The organism is Mycobacterium sp. IS-3022 (assembly GCF_001500065.1).
GTDB lineage: Bacteria > Actinomycetota > Actinomycetes > Mycobacteriales > Mycobacteriaceae > Mycobacterium.
On the sequence record NZ_LQIN01000047.1, the window covers coordinates 1 to 632 of the forward strand.

At 67.4% G+C, this 632-nt stretch carries 1 protein-coding gene; it reads left to right on the top strand.

Features of this window, described 5'->3' with window-relative positions; genetic code table 11:
* Positions 1-632: NAD(P)H-dependent flavin oxidoreductase (locus AU188_RS20290; protein ID WP_172799555.1), on the top strand; the 632-nt coding region annotated here is incomplete at both ends.

Sequence of the window (632 nt, forward strand, 5' to 3'; positions counted from 1 at the left end):
TTCGGGGTCGAGCACCCCGTCGTGCAGGGCGGGATGCAGTGGGTCGGCCGCGCGGAACTCGTTGCGGCCGTGGCGAATGCGGGCGCGCTCGGCTTCATCACCGCGTTGACGCAGCCGACTCCGGCGGACTTGGCGAAGGAGATCGCCAAGTGCCGCGACCTGACCGACAAGCCGTTCGGTGTCAACCTGACGATCCTGCCGACGATCAACCCGCCGCCCTACGACGAGTACCGCCAGGTGATCGTCGACGCCGGCATCAAGATCGTGGAGACCGCGGGCTCGAACCCGGCTCCGCACCTGCCGATGTTTCACGACAACGGCATCAAGGTGCTGCACAAGTGCACGTCGGTTCGCCACGCGGTCAAAGCGCAGAGCCTGGGCGTGGACGGCATCAGCATCGACGGGTTCGAGTGCGCCGGGCATCCCGGTGAGGACGACATCCCGGGGCTGGTGCTGATTCCGGCGGCGTCGACCAAGATCGAGATCCCGATGATCGCCTCGGGCGGATTCGCCGACGGCCGCGGGCTGGTCGCGGCGCTCGCGCTGGGCGCCGACGGCATCAACATGGGATCGCGGTTCATGTGCACCGTCGAATCGGCGATCCACCAGAACGTCAAGGAAGCGATCGTCGC